This is a genomic window from Mesorhizobium sp. P2_F7, from assembly GCF_056403695.1.
Map to the genome: position 1 here is coordinate 286,914 of NZ_JBFUFA010000003.1, position 19,283 is coordinate 306,196.

Sequence of the window (19,283 nt, forward strand, 5' to 3'; positions counted from 1 at the left end):
GCGCCCAATCATTCGACAGTGGTGGAAGGGGGCGCCTGGTCGGCGATGTGCGGCAGGACCTCCACCGCAGTGCCGATCGGGCACCGCTGGTAGAGGTCGATGATGTCTTCCGGGAACATGCGAATGCAGCCGCTGGAAGCATCGGTACCGATGCTCCATGGCTCCAGCGTGCCATGCAGGCGGTAGCCGATGTCGGCGCCGTCGCGGTACAGATAGAGCGCGCGCGGCCCGAGCGGATTGTTGGGCGCGCCGCCTTCGACCATGGCCGGCAGCTCCGGCCTGCGCTTACGCATTTCGGGGGGCGGGACCCATTGCGGCCACAACGCGCGGCGGTCGATCGTCGCGCGGCCGTACCATTTGAAACCTTCCTTGCCGACGCCGACGCCGTAGCGGATGGCGGTCTTGTTTTCCATGATGAGGTAGAGGAAGTGGTGGCGGGTATCGACCACGACGGTGCCGACCGGCTCGCTGCTGAAATACTTGACGATCTGGCGATGCCATCTCTTGTCGATCTTGGCGAAGTTGGTCTTGCGATAGACAAAATTGTTGTCGGTGGCGGTGCCGGCGAAAAAGGATTTTGCCACCGCCGCGGCTTGAACAACAGTGTCGGTTGCACTGGCTGCGACCAGCGCCAGGCCACCGATCACGACACCCCTGCGTGACAAAACCATCGGCAATCCCCCATGCCTTAAGCGTGGTGGATCATAGTTGGGAATTATTTCACCTCAAAGTGGAAAATGTTGAAGTTAGCCGGGAGCGGACCGGTCAGAGTGTGCTTCGGGTTCGGGCTGCAACATTAGGCGGTGCCATTTGCACCGTTGGCGGCGAACCACCCGCCCCGACAGGGGCGCCAGATTGCTCACGTTGGCTCTGTACTTCGCGGCTCGGCAGTTTGCATCTCCGGAACGGTGAAAACCGGTACCTCGCCCTTGAAACCCTGCAGCTCAAAGGCGCCCGCCTGAACAACCGGCATCGATGCTCCCGCCGCAAAGCCCGGTCCAAGCACCAGGGGGATGCCCAGCTTCTTGGTCGTCGATTCGAGCCGTGCCGCGCGATTCACCGGGGAGCCGATCGCGGTGTAATCGAAGCGCCGTTCGGAGCCGAAATTGCCTACCGAGCAGATGCCGGTCTCGATGGCGACGCCAATTTCGATGGAGCGATGGCCATCCGCGGTGAAAGCGGCGTCTTCGAGCTTCACCCGCTCGATCAGGGCAAGGCCCGCCTCGAGCGCACGCTCGCGATGATCAGGTTGATCAAGCGGTGCGTTCCAGAAGGCCAGCACCGCATCGCCCATGAACTTGTCGATGGTGCCGTCGCGCTTGAGGATCTCATCGGTCGCAATGCCAAGGAAGTGGTTGACCACCTTGGCGATTTCCTGGGTGTCGAGCTGTTCGCTCATCGTCGTGAAGCCGCGTATGTCACTGAGCAGGATTGTGATCTCGCGCTTCTCGCCGGACAGGATTGCCTCTGTGTCCGAGCTTGCGAGGCGCTGTACCACGGAGGGCGAAAGATATTGGGAGAACTGTCGCGTCAGGGTGGACCGGCGCTGCTCGCTGCGCCTGTACAGGACATAGCCTTCGAAGCCCGCAACCATGATCGTTGCAAGCGCCGGCTGCAGCGGGTCATAGAGTGCGCCCTGCAGGCTGTACTCGAGAGCGCCGAACACGAACGGCGTGACGGCCAGCAGCGTCAGGGCGAGGGCGCCAACCACGACACGCACAGCGAGCACGCCGGAAAGCCCGATGAAAACGACGGCACCGAGGAGAAACCAGAGCCGCTCGAGCATTCGCGCGTGCGTTGGCTCTGCCAGGTAGCGCCCGGCAAGCATCTGGGCGATCGCATCGGCGTGGATGTCCGCGCCTGGTCGCGTTGGATGCGTCGGCGTGGGCAGGTACTGCGTCAGTCCCACAGCCGACAGGTCGACAATGGCGATAGCGTTCCGTAGTCGCGGATCGCCATGGCCCGAAAGGATGGTGCTGGCAGACAGGCGGGGGGTATCGGTGGCGGTTTCCCAGAGGCGGATGCCCCCCTCCGGCTCGAGCGGCACAATGGCGCCGGCCATCCTGAGCGCGTCGAACCCGGCTGCATTCATCCGGGCTATGTAACCGTCCTGTCCGGCGTAAAGGCGCAGGAGTTCGAGTGAGAAGGACGGCCACAGTTGCACGCCTTGAGCGGTGTTGCGAATCCAGAGCAGCGGCACATGGCGCAGTACGCCGTCGGGATCGGGCAAGGTGCGAATCACGCCGAGGCCCACGGCCGCGTGCGAGAATTCGGCAAGCGAGCCGGTCAGGCCGGTGAAGCCGGGAAGTGTATCCGGGACTTGCCCGACGATCGACCAGCCGGCTTTGGGTTCTGCTTCTGAAACCGTCGCCTCATTGCCCAGGCTGACGGCAAGCGCCGTCCGATTTTTGGCCAGCGCTGCGGCCAGGCGCTTGTCTCCGGCGATGCCCTCAGGCGAGGTGTCGGCTTCGGGGAGTACCAGCGCAAGCCCGACCACCGACGCGCCGGATTGGGTGATGCCATCGACCAGATCGGCCAAGAGGCCACGGTTCCAGGGCCATCGCCCATGTGCATTGAGGCTGGCGTCGTCTATCGAGACGATCACGACAGGATTGCTCGTCGCTTGGCGTGGGGCGAGAAACTGGTAGAAGTCGTACGTGCGTTCGCGCAGGCGCGACAGCGGCCCGTCGAAAGCCAAATGGCAAGCGAGCAGCAAAAGAATGAGCACGAGACCGGATATCTTGCGCCTCACGGTCCAGCGCCAATCGGCCCAACCCCGATCAGCCCAGCGCCGATCGGCAAAGGGGCTCATACCGAACGACCGGGCTTAATTGCAGAAGCGGGAGCAGCCATCGCCCTCGCCATCGCCCCTCCGCCCTCCGCTGCCCACAGGTGGCGTTGGGCTGTCAGGGAATTCCATGACCACTCCTGGCAATGCGCCGTCCGTGGAGTCGCAGACTTTGAGCGAGCCGCCGAGCGCCGACGCACAAATTGCGCTTACGTCCAATCCAGGACCCGGTGCGCCTGGCAGGCCGGTACCGGCTATCCGGTCGATACTGTCCAATATCGGGAAGGTGTCGATTCCGCCGTAGCCGGCCAGCAGCTTGCCATCTTCCGATGTGCAGGCGTAGCCCGGGTTTGTGATGACTAGCCGTTTGCCATTGATCGTGCAGGTCATACGGCCGGCGCGCAGTATGCCGACGGTCTGGCCGGCTGCCACCAGCACTTCGATGATGCCGCCCCTCGCCCCGAGCACCATGTGCGGCGTCGCAACCTGCATGACGCCCCGTTTCGAAACCTGACCGCCATAAAAACGGGCCAGGCCGCTGTTCATCCCGATGTCGATCTTTCCCGAGCCGGAGCCCGGATTATAGACGAATTCATCGATCGTCAGGCTGGTGTTCGGACCTATCTTGGCGCTGGATTCATCCCGGAACACCAGCATTCCAAGACCGGTGGGATCGCTGCGCAGCTGGTCGCCCAGTTCGACGCCGGCACCAACGTTCATTGTCCCACCGTTATTGCGGACGATGTTGGTCTGATAGGCTGTCATCGACCCGACCGTCTCAGCGGCGGAGGGTGCCGCGAAGGCAAGGCAGGCGATTAAAATCGCGATCGGACGGTACCTCATCGCGGCCCTTTCAATTGAGCGTCAACGTATAGCTCATGAGCATTTCGAACGATTTTTGGTCTCGGTTAGCGATGGCGAAGTTGGTTTCTCGATAGGCGAGATCAACGCTGATCTTCTGGGCTTCCGTCATCTGAAAATCGCTTTCCGAGGCAATGCGCCAGAAGTCGCTCTTGATATTTGTGCCGATGCCGACAGACAGATCGGGAGTGTCGCTGTGGCCGGCCGAGAGGGCGATCTGGTGCGACCATGCGAAAAAATCCGGTACGGTCGTCAACAGGCCGCCATAGCGGACCTCGCCCGTGTAGCTGCGGCCGATTTCGCCAGATCCCGAAGCGAAGTCATTCGAGCCGACAAAGCGCAGTCCGAGCGCCTGGCCATTACGGAAGCGGTAACTGCCGCCTGCCTCATAGAAGACCCTGCTATCGGCGAAAATGCCTTGCGAGGCGCTTAGATCGATGTAGCCGCCACCGGCGAAGAGGGTCGTCTCGACCGTCGGGCGAACGAGGAAACGTCCACTGAGGCCGACGCCGGTTTCGTGGATATCGCTGTCGAAACGATCTGTAACGGTAAACGCGGAAAGCAGCAGGCGAAGCGAATCAATCCCACTGTTGGGCAGCCCCTTGTCCCAGGTAATCGCTGCGTTGCCGTGGACAAAAGTCTTCTCGCTACCCGGAACCGACAGGTCTTCAGTGAAAAAACGCTCTGTCGCCGTCAACGAGCCCGAAAGAACGAGGGCGTCAGCACTTGGCGTGCCGAGGTCCCACCGAACAAAGCCGTCGGCCCGCCCGTAGGGCGAGACGAAGCTGTCGTCGTCCTGCGCCCCGCCTGGCTCAAAATCGGTGAATGCGCTGAATACGCCTCCAGTCAGGGCGAGTTCCCAGGTGACGCCACGCAACGCGCGCTCGATGCGCGCCAGCAGGCGGACAGCTTCCTGCTGCTCACTTGCGGTCAGACCGCCGACTTCGATGCCGTACTGCACCTGCCTCCGGGCCAATTCATAGGACCCGACATGATAATACAGCCGGCTGGCCGCCAACCGGGCGCGCGCATCGCGGGGGTATTTGATCAGATACTGCTCGATTGAGGAGATCGCCTGATCGTATTGTCCCGCGTTGACCGCAACCGTGACGAATTGGGCGAGTGTTCCATTGTCGGCCGGACTGGCGATGCGGGCCGAAAACGCATCGTCATAGACCGTAGAAAGACCTTGTGCGCCGGCCGGCAATACGCCGCTAAAAAGCAGCGCTGCGGCCAAGCCGAAGATCGTTCGAGCCGAAGATAGCATGCCGAGAACCCACCCGAACCCGACTAGTGCGAAGGATTTAGCACGACTACAAGAAAAAAGGCGACGGAACCGTCACCAGACCGTGCGAGCCTCAGCAGCTGTTGCAGCTGCGCAACAAATTTTTGGGTTCATTCCTATTTCGGCTACGCTGTTTGCCGAGACATCTTCTCAAGCGTTGCTGAACGTAATTGGAGTATCCGGCTCTAGTGGCAAATAATTCAAACTCCTACGTGGAACAAGATCTACATTGTTTGCGCGATTCTGCGCGTATCCGGTCACCGGATGAGGCTTCAAGGTCGCGCACGTTTTATCAAAAGGTCTTCCTTCGCGTTGCGCAAAGGTCGAAATGCTGAGGTGCTCCTCATGCGTCCGCGATGCGGCCTGGCTCTCGCAATTTCTCCGAAGGCGACGAGGCCAGCTTATTGCCCCCAATCCCCAGGGACGCGTGCCTGCGCCTTGCTACAGCACGAGCATGGTGGCCAGCCACAGCATCAGGCCCATGCCTACAATATCAGTCAAGGTGGTGAGGAAGATCGCCGAAGCGACCGCCGGATCGGCACCGACCCGGCGCAGGCCCAACGGGATCAGCACGCCGGAGATTCCGGACAAGAGGCACGCTCCGGACATGGCAAGCAGGATCACAAGTGCCAGCATGGGCGCTTGGGCCGCCGACTCCGGCTGCCTCGAGGCGTAGAACCACATCGCCGCAGCCGCAAGAAGGCCGACCAGCAAGCCGTTAGCGATCCCGAGCGCGCCCTCTCTCATCACCAAGTGCAGCTTCGGTCTTTTGTCCACATCCCCCAAGGCAAGGCCACGCAGCGTCATGGCCAGTGCCTGGCAGCCGGTGTTTCCGCTCTGCCCGGCCAAGACCGGGAGGAACGCCGCCAGGGCGACGATCTTCTCGATCGTGCCTGTGAACGAACTGACCACGAATGCGGCCATGAAGGCCGTCAGGAGGTTCAACTGCAGCCACGGATGACGCTTCAAGAAGGCTGAAAACAGCGGCGTAAAAGAGCGCTCCTCCTTCTGGACGCCTACCATCTGGCCAGACTGGGCGGAAATCTCAATGATTTGCTGCTCGAACAAGCGCCAACCGCGAACCTGCCCGAGCAGCCGGTTCTCGGCGTCCACCACCGGGTAGACAGGGTAGTGACGCCGTACCGCTGCCTCGCATGCGTTGCTCAAAGGGAGATCGACATTGAGAGCGAACGGCTTGGGCAGCATGATCTGATCGACAATGGCGTCCGGTTCGCTCAGCATCAGATCGCGCAGGACCACCAGGCCAACCAGTTTATTGCCCTCGTCCGTGACGTAGAGATAAGTGAGCTCGGTCGGCACCTGGGCGCGTCTGACAGCTTCAACTGCGGCAGCAACTGTCGTCCCGACAGGAACGCTGGCGGAAATCGGGTCCATCAGCTCGATGAGCGACTCGGGCATCGCGATATCCTCGCCACCGTCATGAGGCCCGATGGGCCGCATGTGCAGTGGCAAATGCTCGGCCACCTTACGGGCGTGCCCGTCCGGTAACAGCTTCAGTGTGTCGCGGATGAACTCGGGAGACTCTCTGGCGAGCAATTCAGCTGCGTCATCAGGTGCTCGGGCACGTAGCGTGCGCACCAACTTCTGAACGCCGGTCTCTTCTTTCATTTGCTATGGCCCCCGATTGAAGGTCACATAGTATGTAAAGTATCGGATCGCACCAGTGCGGAAAATGACAGCTTCTTGCGGCCCCGGCAGTCCGCCTTGTGGTTCACGAAGTTATTGCGGGCTGAGGCGCGAAGCGGGTCCCCTCAGGGCGCCCAGTCACACCTGCGGCGAAAGCCATTGACGGCGGACAGGAGGAGGGCAAGCCGGCATCGGAGCTGCCCCGCCCCCTAGACGGGCCCAGCCGGCAACGTTGCGGTTCGGCTCGTATCGCCTTGCGATGCTGCAAACACGAGCGGTACAGGATACAATACCGAAGCGAATGCGTTCCCCGGATGGCTCAAAATGTCGTCCGCCGATTCTCTCGCCGCGAGATTATTGTCGGCGACATTGATGTTCGATCGTGCGTCGTTGCTGGCGCTCGAGGCTTTGGCTGCCGAATCCGACCGTCGGGTCCTAAGGCGCGGTGAGGTCCTGGTTCGCGAAGGCGATCCATCGGACAGGTTCTTCGTCGTGCTGTCCGGTCGCTTTACGGTACACAAAGGAGATCGGATTGGCTCGGTCGCCGAGATCGCGCAGGGCGAACTGGTCGGCGAAATTGGTTTCTTTGCAGGGCTGCCCCGTACGGCCACTGTCCTTGCAGCGCGCGATTCGATCGTCCTTGAAATCAGTCGTAGTCATTTCGAGAAGGCGGCCGAGGCTCTGCCGAACCTGAGAGAGGCGGTCACAATATCTCTGGCGCGTCGGTTCGCCACGCAATCTCCGATTTTGTCAGGTCTCCAGAAACCTGCCAAAATCCGAACGCTTGCCATCATTGCAGCCGGCGGAAGTCGCATCTCACCGGCTTTCATCGGGCACCTACAGCAAGAGTTCGGCGCGGTCACGCGCGCTCAGTTCGTTTCCCGGCTTGACGTCCACGCGAAGTTCCCAGGTCGTCCGATCGACGACCAGCCGGTCCTTAACTGGTTGAACGAACTGGAGGCGCAAGCTGAATTCGTTGTCTACGTCGCGGATGAAGAACCTAATGAATGGACACGAGTCTGCATTCGCCAGGCCGATACCGTTTTGTTGCTAGCGAACGCGTCCTCCTCGCCTCACTTGAACACGTCCGAGGAATTGGCGCTATCGGTCCATCCACCATCGACCGGTCGGCTTGTCTTAATTCACGACAATCGCTCGGCTGCGGTCTCCGGCACCTCTGCGTGGCTCGATGAGCGCCCCCATGTCGGCCAGCATCATCATGTTGCGCTGGAGGACGCGTCTGATATCCAGCGCCTGGTCCGATTTATTTCCTGCAAGGCACGTGGCTTCGTGGCGGCGGGGGGTGGGTCCCTGGGCAGCGCCCATCTGGGCGTTTACAAGGCCTTCGTCGAGGCGGGCGGGCGCTTCGACTATCTCGGCGGGACGAGTTCCGGAGCGGCGATGATGGCCGGCTTCGCAAGAGGGTTGGACGCGGAGCAGATCGACCGCGGCACGCACAACGTATTTGTCAAGAGTCGGGCGTTTCGGCGCCCCACCTGGCCGCGTTTCGCGCTTCTGGATCACAAAGCCTTCGATCGAGCCCTTCGGGAGGAATACGGCGACGTTCTGATCGAAGATCTTTGGTTTCCGTTCTTTGCGCTTTCGAGCAATCTGAGCAGCCGTCAGCCCCATGTCCACCGTCGTGGAAAACTCTGGCAAGCCGTTCGGGCATCCGGCTCGCTCCCGGGTGTCCTGCCGCCGTTCTTTACGGCCGACGGCGATATGCTGGTGGACGGCGCCATCATGAACAATTTGCCGCTGGAACAGATGAGGGAACTCAAGACCGGCCCCAATGTCATCGTGAGCTTTGGGTCCAGTGCACCGCAAAAATACCACATCGACTATGACCGCATCCCCGGAAGATCGGAACTGGCGATCGCCCTGCTGAACCCTTTCGGCCGTGCCCGCCTGCCGCAGGTTCCGAGTATGCTTCAGGTTATTGCCGCGAGTATCCTGGCACACGGGCCGCAGGACATTGCCGTCGGCGACGAGGATGTCTTGGTCTGTCCGCAGGTTTCGAGCACCTTCATGGATTGGAGTCGGCATTCCGAGTTGTTTTCGGACGCCTACGACCGCACGGCGCAATGGATCGAGGAACGTCTCCGCCAGGACGACTCAGGGCTCCGGGCGGTGCTCGGTTGAGCAGGTCGGCGAGCGGATCGAGTTGAACGACGACCGGCTGACCGCGTTGAGGCGTGAAGCGGACATTCGGGTCCGCTCCCCTCAGGACGCCCAAGTCGCGCCGGCGGCGAAAGCCATTGACGCCGAACAGGTAGAGGGCAAACCGGCATCGGAGCTGCCCCGCCACTAAAATCTCAGCACCCAGGCTTCCACTTTTCCCTTGCCTTTGACTTCGATAGCGCCGCGCGGCTCGAAGATGAATTGGTCCTTGAGCTGTTCGTAGACGGGGCGCGTCACCTGAACAGAGTCGGGAACTCCACCCGACTCCATGCGGCTCGCCAGGTTCACTGTGTCACCCCATAAATCATAGATGTACTTACTCTTGCCAATGACGCCGGCGACCACTGGCCCGCTATTGACGCCAACCCTGAGCTTCATCGAGACGTTGTGTTCCAGCGCGTGCTCGCGGGTAATGTGGACCATGCGGATGGCCATGCGGACCATGCGCTCGGCGTGGTTGGCCACCGGCACGGGTAGGCCGCACACCGCCATATAGGAGTCGCCCACCGTCTTGATCTTCTCGATGCCGAGATCGTTGGCGGCAACGTCGAAGCGCGTGAAGAGTCCGTTGAGAAACATCACGACATCGTGCGGCGGCATGTCCGATGTCAGTGCCGTGAAGCCGACCAGGTCCGCGAAGGCGACCGTGACCTCGGCGAAGCCGTCGGCGATCCTCTCCTCGCCAGCGCGCAGCCGATTGGCGATCGGTGCCGGCAGGACGTTGAGCAGCAGCAGCTCGTTCTCGCGGTTCTTGGTCTCGATCACGACATTCTTCTGGCGCAGATCCTCAACCATGCCATTGAAGGCCGAGCAGAGTTCGCCAATCTCGTCGCGCGTGCGGACCGGCACGCTGGTCGCATAGTCGCCGGCAGAGAAGCGTTTGACCCCGGCAGTGAGATCGCGGAGCGGTCCGAGCAGCGCGCGCGAAAGCCAGGCGGCGGTGGCCGCGACCACGAGCATCGCCAGTCCTCCGGCGAGCAACAGATCCCGGCGGAGTTCGGCGATCGGTGCGAAGGCCTCGGCGCTGTCGATCTTGGCGACGACAGCCCATTTGAGATCGGAAATCGCGAGCGGTCCCCATGAAGCGAGCGTCGGGACGCCACGGTATCCGATGATCTCGCCCGTGCCCTCGACACCGGCGAGCGCGGCACGCGAGGCCTTGGTATCGACGCGCTGATGCAGCACTGGTGTCCCGTAACGCTGAATGACGGTGATCTCCTCGTCTGAAGTGCCGACGGATTTGAGATCAGCGAAGAAGCTATCCCGGTTCTCGTAGAACGCCCGCGGGCCAGAGCGCACCAGATAATCGGGTCCGACGAGATAGGCCTCACCCGTGTCGCCGAACCCCTCCTGCCGCCAGCGGCGGTTGCCGGTGACGACGTTGTCGATCTCATCATTCGACAATTGCGCGACGAGCACGCCGATGACGACGCCCTGGGCAATCACCGGTGCTGCCATGAAGGCGATCGGCGCGCCACCTGATGGGGCATAAGAGGCGAAATCTACGAGGCAGATGGCTGACGGGTCCGCGATCTGCGCGCAGCGGGCGACGGCGGCCGCGAGGTTGGTGCTGCGGTACGGACCCAACTGAAGAGACGTGGTGAAATCCACCTCCTTCTCGACCGTATAGATCAGGCGACCTGATTTGGGATCGGCAATCATGAAATCGAAAAAGCCGACCGTGGTAGCCGCAGCGCGCATCAATGGATGATAGATGGCATGCAGCCTGGAGTATTCGCTTCCGTCGCCGGCGTCGTCGAGAAGGTTGCGCCGCTCCGCGGGGTTGGGATTGTCCACAATGTAGTGATACTGCAGATAGTAGGGGGCCCCATCGACCGGCAGGTAGTCCGACAGGGCTGGTTCCCGGCCCAGGGTGCGCGTCATTTCGGGGATGAAGTTCTCAGCGTACCAATCGCCGACCCTCTGCCGCAGGTCAGGCGGCGCGCCTGCCCGGTCGAGTTGGTCGACCGCGGTCCGGAACTCGCGTGTCGCATCGACCACCATCTTGGAAGTGGCAAGCAGGCGCAGTTCCGCCTCGATTGTGCGGAAGTAGGTTTCGATCTGGCGCGTCTTGGTCTGACGGGCGGCCGTAAGTTGGTCGAAGACTGCTTTTTCGAGAGCGTCGCGGGCGCGGAAGTAACCGAGCGCCCCGGTGACCATGACGGCGATCGCGCCAAGAAGGACGAGGGTTGTAAAAAGCTTTGCAGCCAATCCCCAGCCTGCGGGACTGGATGAGCCGGTCACATCTGAAGAAGACATGAGATCTTGCTTTGCTTTTGCATCAGGTCTTCGGAAACAGGAGCGTCGGCGCCGCGCCGGACCGCAAGCCAGGATCGTGTTTCATCTGTTTTTCCCCTCTCCCTCGCATATGCATACCAAATTTACTGCGAGACGTGTGCGGGAATGCGTTGTCGATTTGCCCATGGGACCGCACGGCAGAAGCGGCCATCGAGGATGGCCCGAGGGCTTGCTTGGTTCTCGTGAATTGCGTTTTGGATGATACCCCATCCAAAGCCCAAGGCGGCGCGCTTGAAGCCGGATGGCAGGAAGCTGTCGACAGCGAAGCCGCGGTCAGCCGCGCGTCCTGGAGCGGCTGAAGACGATCTCGCCGATGGCGATGGCGATGGCGCAGATAGCCATCAATACGATCGAGATGACGGCTGCCGACGGCAGGTCCGTGCCGGTCTCGGAGATCTTGCTGTAAAGCAGCAACGGCAGAATGTTCACTTGCGTGCCGACCAGGGCGAGCGCGGTACCATAGGCGCCGACCGACACCGCCGAAGTGAGGCAGAAAGCGGCGATCAGCGAAGGCATTATCTGCGGTATGAGAACATCCGCCAGAACCCGCAGCGGTCTGGCCCCCAGAGAGCGCGCTGCGCGCAGTTGAACGGTGTCGAAATTGCGCACGGCCGGCAGCACGATGAGGACGACGCGCGGCACCAGATAGTAGGAATAGGCGAGGCCGAGCCCGAGGGTGGAGAAGATGAAGCCGCCGACCGCCGCCGGGTCGAAGCCGAGCTGTGCCAGAAGCAGCGTGACGAAGCCCGCGCGTCCCAAAAGCAGGATGAAGCCATAGGCGACAATCAGGCCGGAGAAGGTCAAGGGCAGCGAGATGGCGATCAGAAGCGAGGTGCGCATGCGCGGCGACAGGCGCGCCAGCGTGATGGCCACCGGCACGCCAACGAGAAGCGAAAAGAGCGGGGCGGCAACGCCAAGCAGGATGGATCCGCGCAAGCCGGTCCAGAACGTCGGATCGTCCCAGACGCGGGCGAAGGCGGAACCGCCGTCGCTCATGGCTTCGGTCAGAATGGCGGCAAGCGGCAAAAGAAAGAACAGGCCGAATACCACCGTTCCTGGCACGGCGAATGACGCAGTGACGGCGCCGGGCGTTCTTGCGGACATTTTTGTTCCTTGCTGTGCATCGGTCCGCGAGGTTCGTCCTCGCGGACCGTCATGCGGCAATGATTACTGGCCAAGCACCGCTTTCGCCCAGCCGGCATCGATCTCGCTCTTCCTGGCGGTCGCCTTGACGATATCGATCGGCTTCAGTTGCGGGGCGTCCGGCAACTTGCCGGCCACGCTCTCGGGCAGTTTGACGCCAGGCACCGACGGACGTACGAAACCTTCGGCGAAGATGCCTTGTCCCGTCTCGGTCATGATGAAGTTGAGCCAGAGCTTGCCGGCATTCGGGTTCGGCCCGTTCTTGACCAGCGAGATGGCGTAGGGTGCGGCCGCGGAGGCTTCCTTCGGCATGACCACGGCAATGTCGTCGCCCATGCCGTCCGTGTACTTTGCCTTCAGGCCGTCATTCTCGTAGCCGATCCAGATCGGGATCTCGCCTTTCAGAAACTGGGCGTAAGGCGTCGTGCCGACAGTGCGCAGAACGTTGCCGGCCGCGGTCAGCTTGCCGAGATAGTTGATGCCGGGCTGAACGTCGTCCATGCTGCCGCCATTGCCGAAGGCCGCGGCGAAGGCAATCACCTGGCCTTGCCCCGTCGAGCGCGGATCCTGATAGACGATGGAATTCCTGTATTCGGGCTTCAAGAGATCGGCCCAGCCTTGCGGCACATTCTTGACCAGCCTGGTGTTGACGAGGAACGATACGTTGAGCGTATGGACCGTGAACCACTGGCCGTTTTCATGACGGAAAGCGTCCGGCAGCCTGTCGAAATTGACCGGTTTGAAATCGGCCGCCAGGCCCTTGGACGCGGCGTCGAGCGCGGACGCGGCGAAGTAGTAGGCGGAATCGGCCTGGGGGCGGTTCTTCGACTTGTCGAGCGTCACGACCGTCGCGGCCGAGCCAAGGTCGTTGTAGACCATTTCGACGCCCGGATAGCGGGTCTTGAAGGCCTTGAATTCGGCGGCCCAGTTGGCCCAGGTCGGACCGGTGTCGAAGGAGACGACCATGCCCTCCTGAAGGGCGGCGTCGTAAAGTGCCTGCTCCCCCTGGTACAGTTCCGGCCCATCGAAGGCGAAGGCAGGCGTGCTGAGCAGCGAGACCGTAAGAAGGGCGGCGCCGAGGCCGATATGCGTGTTCATTGCGATTTCCTCTCTGTCGCTTGACTAACTGGTTTGCTGGTTGGGCGGCAGCAGCCGGATCGCGTCCGGCGGGATCGCGACGCCGCCTACGTCTTCGCGCATGCGAGTTTCCAGCCGCACCGTGCCGTTGCCGACGGCAAGATCTATGCGGCGCGTGGAGCCGAGGAAACGGTCGGCGACGATGGTGCCGGCAAGTGAGTTGACGTGTCTCAGGGCATCCGCGCCGAGCGGAACCACGCTTTCGGGCCGCACGAGCGCAATGACGGTCGCGCCAGGGGCATGGCCGGCCGTGTCGCAGGCGAGAACGCCGACCGGCGTTTCGATGTGGCCCGCGGCCGTAATCGTCGAGCGCCAGAGGTTGGCCTCGCCGACGAAGCGCGCCACCGCCTCATCGGCAGGGCTGTCGTAGAGCTCGCGCGGCGGCGCCACCTGCACCAGCCTGCCGTCGCGCATAACGGCGACGCGATCGGCGATCGACAGCGCCTCCTGCTGGTCATGCGTCACCAGAAGCGTTGCGATGCCGGCCGCGCGCTGCACGCGCAGGATCTCGTCGCGCATCTCGACGCGCAGATTGGCGTCAAGCGCCGAAAGCGGTTCGTCCAGCAAAAGGCCGCGCGGCTGGAACACCAGCGCGCGGGCAAGCGCCACGCGCTGCTGCTGGCCGCCTGAAAGTTCGCGCGGTGCGTTGTCGGCGCGGTTGCTCATGCCGACGCGCTCCAAGGCATCCAGCGCACGCCTGCGCCGCTCAGTCAGCGTCATGCCCCGCACCTTGAGCGGATAGGCAACGTTCTCCCAAGCGCGCATATGCGGGAAGAGGCCGTAGGACTGGAACACGATGCCGAGATCGCGCCGCTCCGGCGGCATGGCCGAGACATCCTTGCCGTCGATGATCACGCGTCCCTGGGCCGGGGTCAGGAAGCCGGCAAGCAGGTTGAGCAAGGTGGTCTTTCCCGAGCCGGAAGCGCCTATGACGGCGACCAGCTCGCCCCGTCCGACTTTCAGCGACACATCGCTGACGCCGGCGTTCGCGCGCGGATAGTGGAACGAGACCTGGTCGAGATCCAGCATCAGGCCGTCCTCCCGCCGGCCGTCGTGCGTGCCGCCAGCGAGCTCGCCAGTGACGCCATGGTGGCCAATGCGAGGAGCACCACGGTTGCCGCACAGGCAAATCCCGTCGCCCCGTAGAACGCCTGCAGCAGCACCACCGGATAGGTGCGGGAGAGGAAGCCGGAGATCAGATTGGAAATCTGGAACTCGCCGATCGACAGCGCCGCCACGGTCAGCAGGGAAGAGGTCAGGCTCGCGCCAAGAAGCGGCACGACGATGTCGCGGGCGCGTTGGGCAAAGCCCGCGCCAAGGGAAGCTGCCACGCCTTCGTAGTCGGCAAGGCGCAGCTGTTCCATATCGGCAAGCAGCGTGGTGACGCTGTAGGGAAGCGTCAGCACGAGATGCGCGGCGACGAGCAGCCAGAAGCTGCCGAGCCACGGCAGGCTGTCCGACGAAAAGACCAGGATGAAGCCGAAGGCCAGCACCAGTTCGGGCGCGGCCACCGGCATCAGCGCGGCAAGCCGCGCGGCGAAGCGCAGGCCGCGATGGGCTGCCGAATGGATGGCGTAGGCCAGCGGCAGGCCGACGATGACGTTGAGGACGCATGTGGCCGCCACGACCTGAAGACTGGTCGTGAAGGCGCGGCGGAAGCTCGGGTCCGCCGCGATCTCGGCATACCAGCGTCCGGTAAAACCTTGCGGCAGAAGCGTGTTGCTCCACGTCTCGCCAAACGAACCCATGAGCAACAGCAGGATCGGCGCTGCCAGAAAGATCAGATAGAAAACGGTTACTGGCAGCACGAACCGCGTCCCTCTGATTTGAATGGCTGTACGTGGAAGTTTTCGTTCATCGTGCCATGTATCCGCAGCGGGTGATAGATTTATGACAAGTTTGGTTTCTGGCCTCGCAGAATGTATCCGGCCAGGCGGGCGAGGGCCTCGCCGGCATCCTGGCACAGGGTGGCGCCGTCGACCGGAGGCGTGTTGCCGAGCGCCAGAACCGGGCGGTTGAAATGCAGGCCAAGCGCCATTTCAGAAAGCGTGCCGTGGCCACCGCCTATGGCGATAAGGATCTGGCAGCCGCGGGCGATGATGGCGTTGCGGGCCGGGCCGATGCCGGTGGCAATGGGAATGGCGACATAGTCGTTGGCCGCGGTCCATTCGTCGTCGGGCAGCAGGCCGATCGCCATCCCGCCGGCATCGCTGCAACCCTTGCAGGCGGCTTCCATCACGCCATTCCTGCCGCCGCATAACAGTTGCAGGCCGAGCCGCGCCAACTCGCCGCCTATATGTTCGGCCATTGCCAATTCGTCGTCCGTGGCGATTTTCGGTCCGATTATGCCGACCGGTACGCGGCGGATGCCGCCATTGGCGGCCAGCCTGCGCAGTGCCTCGACTGCGCTGACGGCAACTGCGTCCGCAGGCCCGTCGCCAGCGCGCCATACCATGGCCCAGGCATCGAACCGGCCGTCCGGGCCGAACAGGGCTTTCTCGGACGCCGACCACAAAAACCCTTCGCTCACCATTATTCTCCTCTTGCCGCAGGCTTATCATGCTGCGATAGTACATGGAAGATATCTTACACACTTCGAAGCTGTCGCGACAAGGTCGGACCCATGGAAGCCAGCTTGAACGACAAGATTACCGAGAGGCAGGCGCGCATCGTCGAGATCGTCAGCCAGCACGGTTTTGCCACCATCGACACGCTGGCCCGCGATTTCAGCGTTTCGGCCCAGAGCGTGCGTCGCGATATCATCAAGCTCGATGCCGAAGGCCTGTTGCAGCGCTTTCACGGCGGCGTCGGGGTGTGCGAGGCGTCCGTGCGTCTGGGTTACTCCGAAAAGCGAACGGTTGCCGCCGACGCCAAGCTGCGCATCGCTGAGCGGGCGGCGGAGTTGATTCCCGAGGACAGTATCGTCTTTCTGGATGTCGGCACCACCGTCGAAGCCGTCGCGCGGGCCCTATGTGGAAAGCGGCGGCTGCGCGTCTTCACGGCGAGCCTGCCGGCTGCGGCGATTTTGACCGGCCGCCCCGGTATCGATCTCTTCGTGTTCGGCGGCGCGGTGCGCGGCGCCGACGGTTCGCTGGCCGGCGAGACGACGCTGGCCATGATAGGTCGCTTCCGTTTCGACTACGCGGTGCTCGGCTATTCCGGCTTCGACGAGGATGGCGCACTGATGGATTTCGATCTTGAGAAAGTGGCGGTCAAGCAGCAGGCGATCGCACGGTCGGCGCATGTGCTCGCGGTCGGCGATTCCTCGAAATTCGCCCGTCGCGCACTGGTGCGTGTCGCCCCTCCCGGCGCCGGGTTCACGATCGTCACAGATGCAATCAGCCCGGCTGACCGCAAACGCTTCGTCACGACATTCGGCTACCGGGTCGAGAAAGCCGGCGGTCCTTAGCGACCCCATGTTTGGTACCGGCAAGCAACGCAACAGGCATTGTTGAACACGATCCGGGCAAGCGGCGATACGGGCTGACTGGATCCTTTCTCTCTAGGTCCATCACGATGAGAACGACAGCAATTCTCCCGGCGGCGACCGCGTGCGCCAGCAGCCTGCAGTTCAGGTCCTCTCACGATGTGGTCGAGACTTGCCCTGGCGCCGGAGGGGCCAGGCAATCGGGCTGCTGGAAGCCGCTGCAACAGTCTGCGGTATCGGGATCAAACCATGCGGCATCGCGCACAGACCACTCAGGTCGCAAAGTCCATCCTGCGCTACGAGGGAGAACGATGTCGGTCGCTGTAAATTCGCTGATGAGGCAGCGACATTGCCACGCATCCTGCCGGCCGGTCGGATGCCTGGAACGATACGGCACGACCGGGCCGTGCGAAGACTGCGGCCTGGGACCGTCTTGCGCCGAGTTCAGGCTGCAACCCATTCAGCCATTCCGCAGGAAAAGCGGACCAGGAAAGCGCCCAACCCCGCCAATGGCCGGGACGGCTCTTTGCATGGTGTCGCCATGAGCGCCGCGACTCTCCGGCTACTCACCTGGAAGAAGGACGAAGACGTCCGCAAAATGAGCGCGGCAAGGCTGCGCATTTCCATCAGGTTGGGGCAATTCGTAGGACGGACCCCTGGTCTGTCGGCAGGCAAACTTCAGGCAAATGTCGTGGTGATCCCGAACAGATACGCCCACGAATTTCAGCAGTTCTGCGCCAGAAACCCAAAGGCATGCCCCCTGGTCGCGGTGGGCAATGTTGGGTCGCCCCACATAAGAGCGCTCGGCGACATCGATCTGCGCACCGACGCGCCGCAATACGATGTCTACCGATTTGGCGAATTGGTGAGCCGGAAGACGGACATAACCAAAGAGTGGCGGGGAGATTTTTCCACATTTGCCCTGGGCAGTTCCTTCACGTTCGAGAACAGGCTGATCGAAAGCGGCATCGAGCTGCGCCATGTGAGAATGGGGATGAAGGTGCCGGTCTATCGCAGCGCCATCAGGACAGTCCGTGTGGGACCCTTCAGCGGAAACCTAGCTGTTTCCATGCGCCCGATCCGCCGTATCGATATCGACAAGGTGAGGGCGATTTCGGTTCGCTATCCTCAGGCCCATGGCGCGCCAATCCACATCGGCGCTCCAGACGTCATCGGCATCGATGACATCGAGGCCCCGGAATGGGGCGACGCGGTTGGGGTTCGGGACGATGAAGTTCCTGTGTTCTGGGCGTCTGGCCTCACCGCACAGAATGCACTGCAGCGTCCGCGCCCGGAAATCTTCATCACCAACGCGCCCGGCTACATGCTCATCACCGATGTGGATAGCCGCGCCGATATCGGTCCTTTCAGAGTCTATTGAAGCGCCCGAACGCTCTAAAGAGCCGTCACGCTGAAACGGATTCACGCGACGCGCTTCAGGTGAGGCCGTTGCGGGAGAGATGGCGAACGACGGGCGCGAACATCTCCTGCTTGATATAGGACCCCATCGGCGCCCCCTCGAACAGGGCCTCAGTGAGCGCTGCATCCTCGGCGACGACGATGCCTGCCTCACGCGCCTGGGCCGCCAGTTCGCCAGCCGCGCGGCCCTGGCCTTTGGCGACGACCGCCGGCACTGGCGTCTCGTCCTTGATGTAACGCAATGCCACGGCACGGTCGGCGGAAACGAACACGATCACCGCATTTTTCACGCCGAGCCTTATCGGCCTCGTCACGGCCTGACGTCGCTGCCGCCGCTGTTCCTGGCGGATCAGGGGATTGCCTTCGAGGTCCTTGTTTTCACGCTTGTACTCGCTCACCGTCATGCGCATGTCGCGAAGAAACAGCCAGCGCTGCAGTGGAACATCGATCACGCCGATGGCGACGAAGGCGAGGGCTGCGGCAGAGCCCAGCGGCACCAGTACAGCCAGGACGGTCGGCCCAAGGCATGTCTGGCCACAGCCGGGCGCGTCGAACAACGGCTGCAGCGACGAAGCCAGGACAATTGCGAACACGCCAGCCAACAGAACCACCTTGATCAGGCTCTTGGCGAATTCGATGACATTGCGCAGCGACAGGATTTTCTGAAGACCCTTTGCCGGGTTTATGTTGTCGAATTGCGGCTTCAGCGGTTCGAAGGAAAAGACCGGTCCGAACGTCGACAGCATGCCGAACACGATGGCGAGCACGACAACGATCCCAACCAGTGGCAACGTGGCGATCATCAGCACCGAAAAGGTGTGTCGCACGGCTCGCATGCTGATGTCAGCGAATGCGTCCCCGGGTGTAGTCACGGTCTGAACCAGCTGTAGAATGTGGTCCAGAAGCATTGGCCATGCGACGTAGAGATAGGCCAGCACTGCAAGGAAGGTAAAGCCCGAGACAAAATCCCGGCTATGCGACACTTGTCCTTTGCGGCGGGCGTCGCGCAGCTTCTTGTCGGAAGCCGGCAGTGTTTTTTCTTCCGCTTCCTGGCTCATCTTTCGATCTTAACCGTGCGTCTCCCGCTCCCCGAAAAT

Annotated in this window: 15 protein-coding genes; 3 read left to right on the forward strand and 12 right to left on the reverse strand. The window is 62.3% G+C overall.

Going from position 1 to position 19,283, the window contains the following annotated elements:
* Positions 1-8: 8 nt before the first annotated feature.
* From AC1DZ8_RS11130 to AC1DZ8_RS11150, 5 genes are all read right to left on the reverse strand, one after another.
* On the reverse strand, positions 9-671 hold the full coding sequence (locus tag AC1DZ8_RS11130; protein ID WP_477303472.1) for a L,D-transpeptidase: 663 nt from the start codon (positions 669-671) through the stop codon (positions 9-11).
* 188 nt (positions 672-859) lie between these two features.
* The gene (locus AC1DZ8_RS11135) at positions 860-2,812 is read right to left on the reverse strand and encodes a CHASE2 domain-containing protein (protein ID WP_477303471.1); all 1,953 of its coding nucleotides are present in this window, start codon (positions 2,810-2,812) and stop codon (positions 860-862) included.
* A gap of 15 nt (positions 2,813-2,827) precedes the next feature.
* A complete protein-coding gene (locus AC1DZ8_RS11140) occupies positions 2,828-3,553 on the reverse strand; it encodes a FecR domain-containing protein (protein WP_352586370.1) in 726 nt (241 codons plus the stop codon).
* Positions 3,554-3,641: 88 nt separating this feature from the next.
* Positions 3,642-4,886: a tetratricopeptide repeat protein gene (locus tag AC1DZ8_RS11145; RefSeq protein ID WP_477303468.1), complete on the reverse strand. Its 1,245-nt coding sequence runs from the start codon at positions 4,884-4,886 to the stop codon at positions 3,642-3,644.
* 489 nt (positions 4,887-5,375) lie between these two features.
* On the reverse strand, positions 5,376-6,563 hold the full coding sequence (locus AC1DZ8_RS11150) for a magnesium transporter (protein WP_477303466.1): 1,188 nt from the start codon (positions 6,561-6,563) through the stop codon (positions 5,376-5,378).
* Between the two features lie 342 nt (positions 6,564-6,905).
* Here AC1DZ8_RS11150 and AC1DZ8_RS11155 point away from each other — a divergent pair, with 342 nt between their 5' ends.
* A complete protein-coding gene (locus AC1DZ8_RS11155; RefSeq protein ID WP_477303464.1) occupies positions 6,906-8,723 on the forward strand; it encodes a patatin-like phospholipase family protein in 1,818 nt (605 codons plus the stop codon).
* Positions 8,724-8,888: 165 nt separating this feature from the next.
* On the opposite strand, the gene AC1DZ8_RS11160 is transcribed toward AC1DZ8_RS11155, so the two are convergent.
* The 6 genes from AC1DZ8_RS11160 to AC1DZ8_RS11185 form a co-directional block, all read right to left on the reverse strand.
* The gene (locus AC1DZ8_RS11160; protein WP_477303462.1) at positions 8,889-11,021 is read right to left on the reverse strand and encodes an adenylate/guanylate cyclase domain-containing protein; all 2,133 of its coding nucleotides are present in this window, start codon (positions 11,019-11,021) and stop codon (positions 8,889-8,891) included.
* Between the two features lie 312 nt (positions 11,022-11,333).
* A complete protein-coding gene (locus AC1DZ8_RS11165) occupies positions 11,334-12,164 on the reverse strand; it encodes an ABC transporter permease (protein ID WP_477303460.1) in 831 nt (276 codons plus the stop codon).
* A gap of 63 nt (positions 12,165-12,227) precedes the next feature.
* Positions 12,228-13,301, reverse strand: a complete 1,074-nt coding sequence (locus tag AC1DZ8_RS11170) for an extracellular solute-binding protein (protein ID WP_477303458.1) — start codon at positions 13,299-13,301, stop codon at positions 12,228-12,230.
* Positions 13,302-13,325: 24 nt separating this feature from the next.
* Positions 13,326-14,369 carry an ABC transporter ATP-binding protein gene (locus AC1DZ8_RS11175; RefSeq protein ID WP_477303456.1) on the reverse strand — a complete coding sequence of 348 codons (1,044 nt, stop codon included), beginning with the start codon at positions 14,367-14,369 and terminating at the stop codon, positions 13,326-13,328.
* Positions 14,369-15,148: an ABC transporter permease gene (locus AC1DZ8_RS11180; RefSeq protein ID WP_477303454.1), complete on the reverse strand. Its 780-nt coding sequence runs from the start codon at positions 15,146-15,148 to the stop codon at positions 14,369-14,371. Before AC1DZ8_RS11180 ends, AC1DZ8_RS11175 begins: the two co-directional genes overlap by 1 nt.
* Positions 15,149-15,228: 80 nt before the next feature.
* The gene (locus AC1DZ8_RS11185) at positions 15,229-15,870 is read right to left on the reverse strand and encodes a TIGR00725 family protein (protein ID WP_477303452.1); all 642 of its coding nucleotides are present in this window, start codon (positions 15,868-15,870) and stop codon (positions 15,229-15,231) included.
* A 105-nt stretch (positions 15,871-15,975) separates the two neighbouring features.
* On the opposite strand from AC1DZ8_RS11185, the gene AC1DZ8_RS11190 reads away from it, so the two are divergent.
* Both AC1DZ8_RS11190 and AC1DZ8_RS11195 read left to right on the forward strand, forming a co-directional pair.
* The gene (locus AC1DZ8_RS11190) at positions 15,976-16,749 is read left to right on the forward strand and encodes a DeoR/GlpR family DNA-binding transcription regulator (protein ID WP_477303450.1); all 774 of its coding nucleotides are present in this window, start codon (positions 15,976-15,978) and stop codon (positions 16,747-16,749) included.
* 559 nt (positions 16,750-17,308) lie between these two features.
* Positions 17,309-18,148 (forward strand): putative hydro-lyase, encoded by an 840-nt coding sequence (locus AC1DZ8_RS11195; protein ID WP_477400888.1) that lies wholly within the window; start codon positions 17,309-17,311, stop codon positions 18,146-18,148.
* 55 nt (positions 18,149-18,203) lie between these two features.
* On the opposite strand, the gene AC1DZ8_RS11200 is transcribed toward AC1DZ8_RS11195, so the two are convergent.
* Entirely contained in the window at positions 18,204-19,244 is a 1,041-nt protein-coding gene (locus AC1DZ8_RS11200) for an EscU/YscU/HrcU family type III secretion system export apparatus switch protein (RefSeq protein ID WP_477303446.1), read from the reverse strand.
* Between the last annotated feature and the right edge of the window lie 39 nt (positions 19,245-19,283).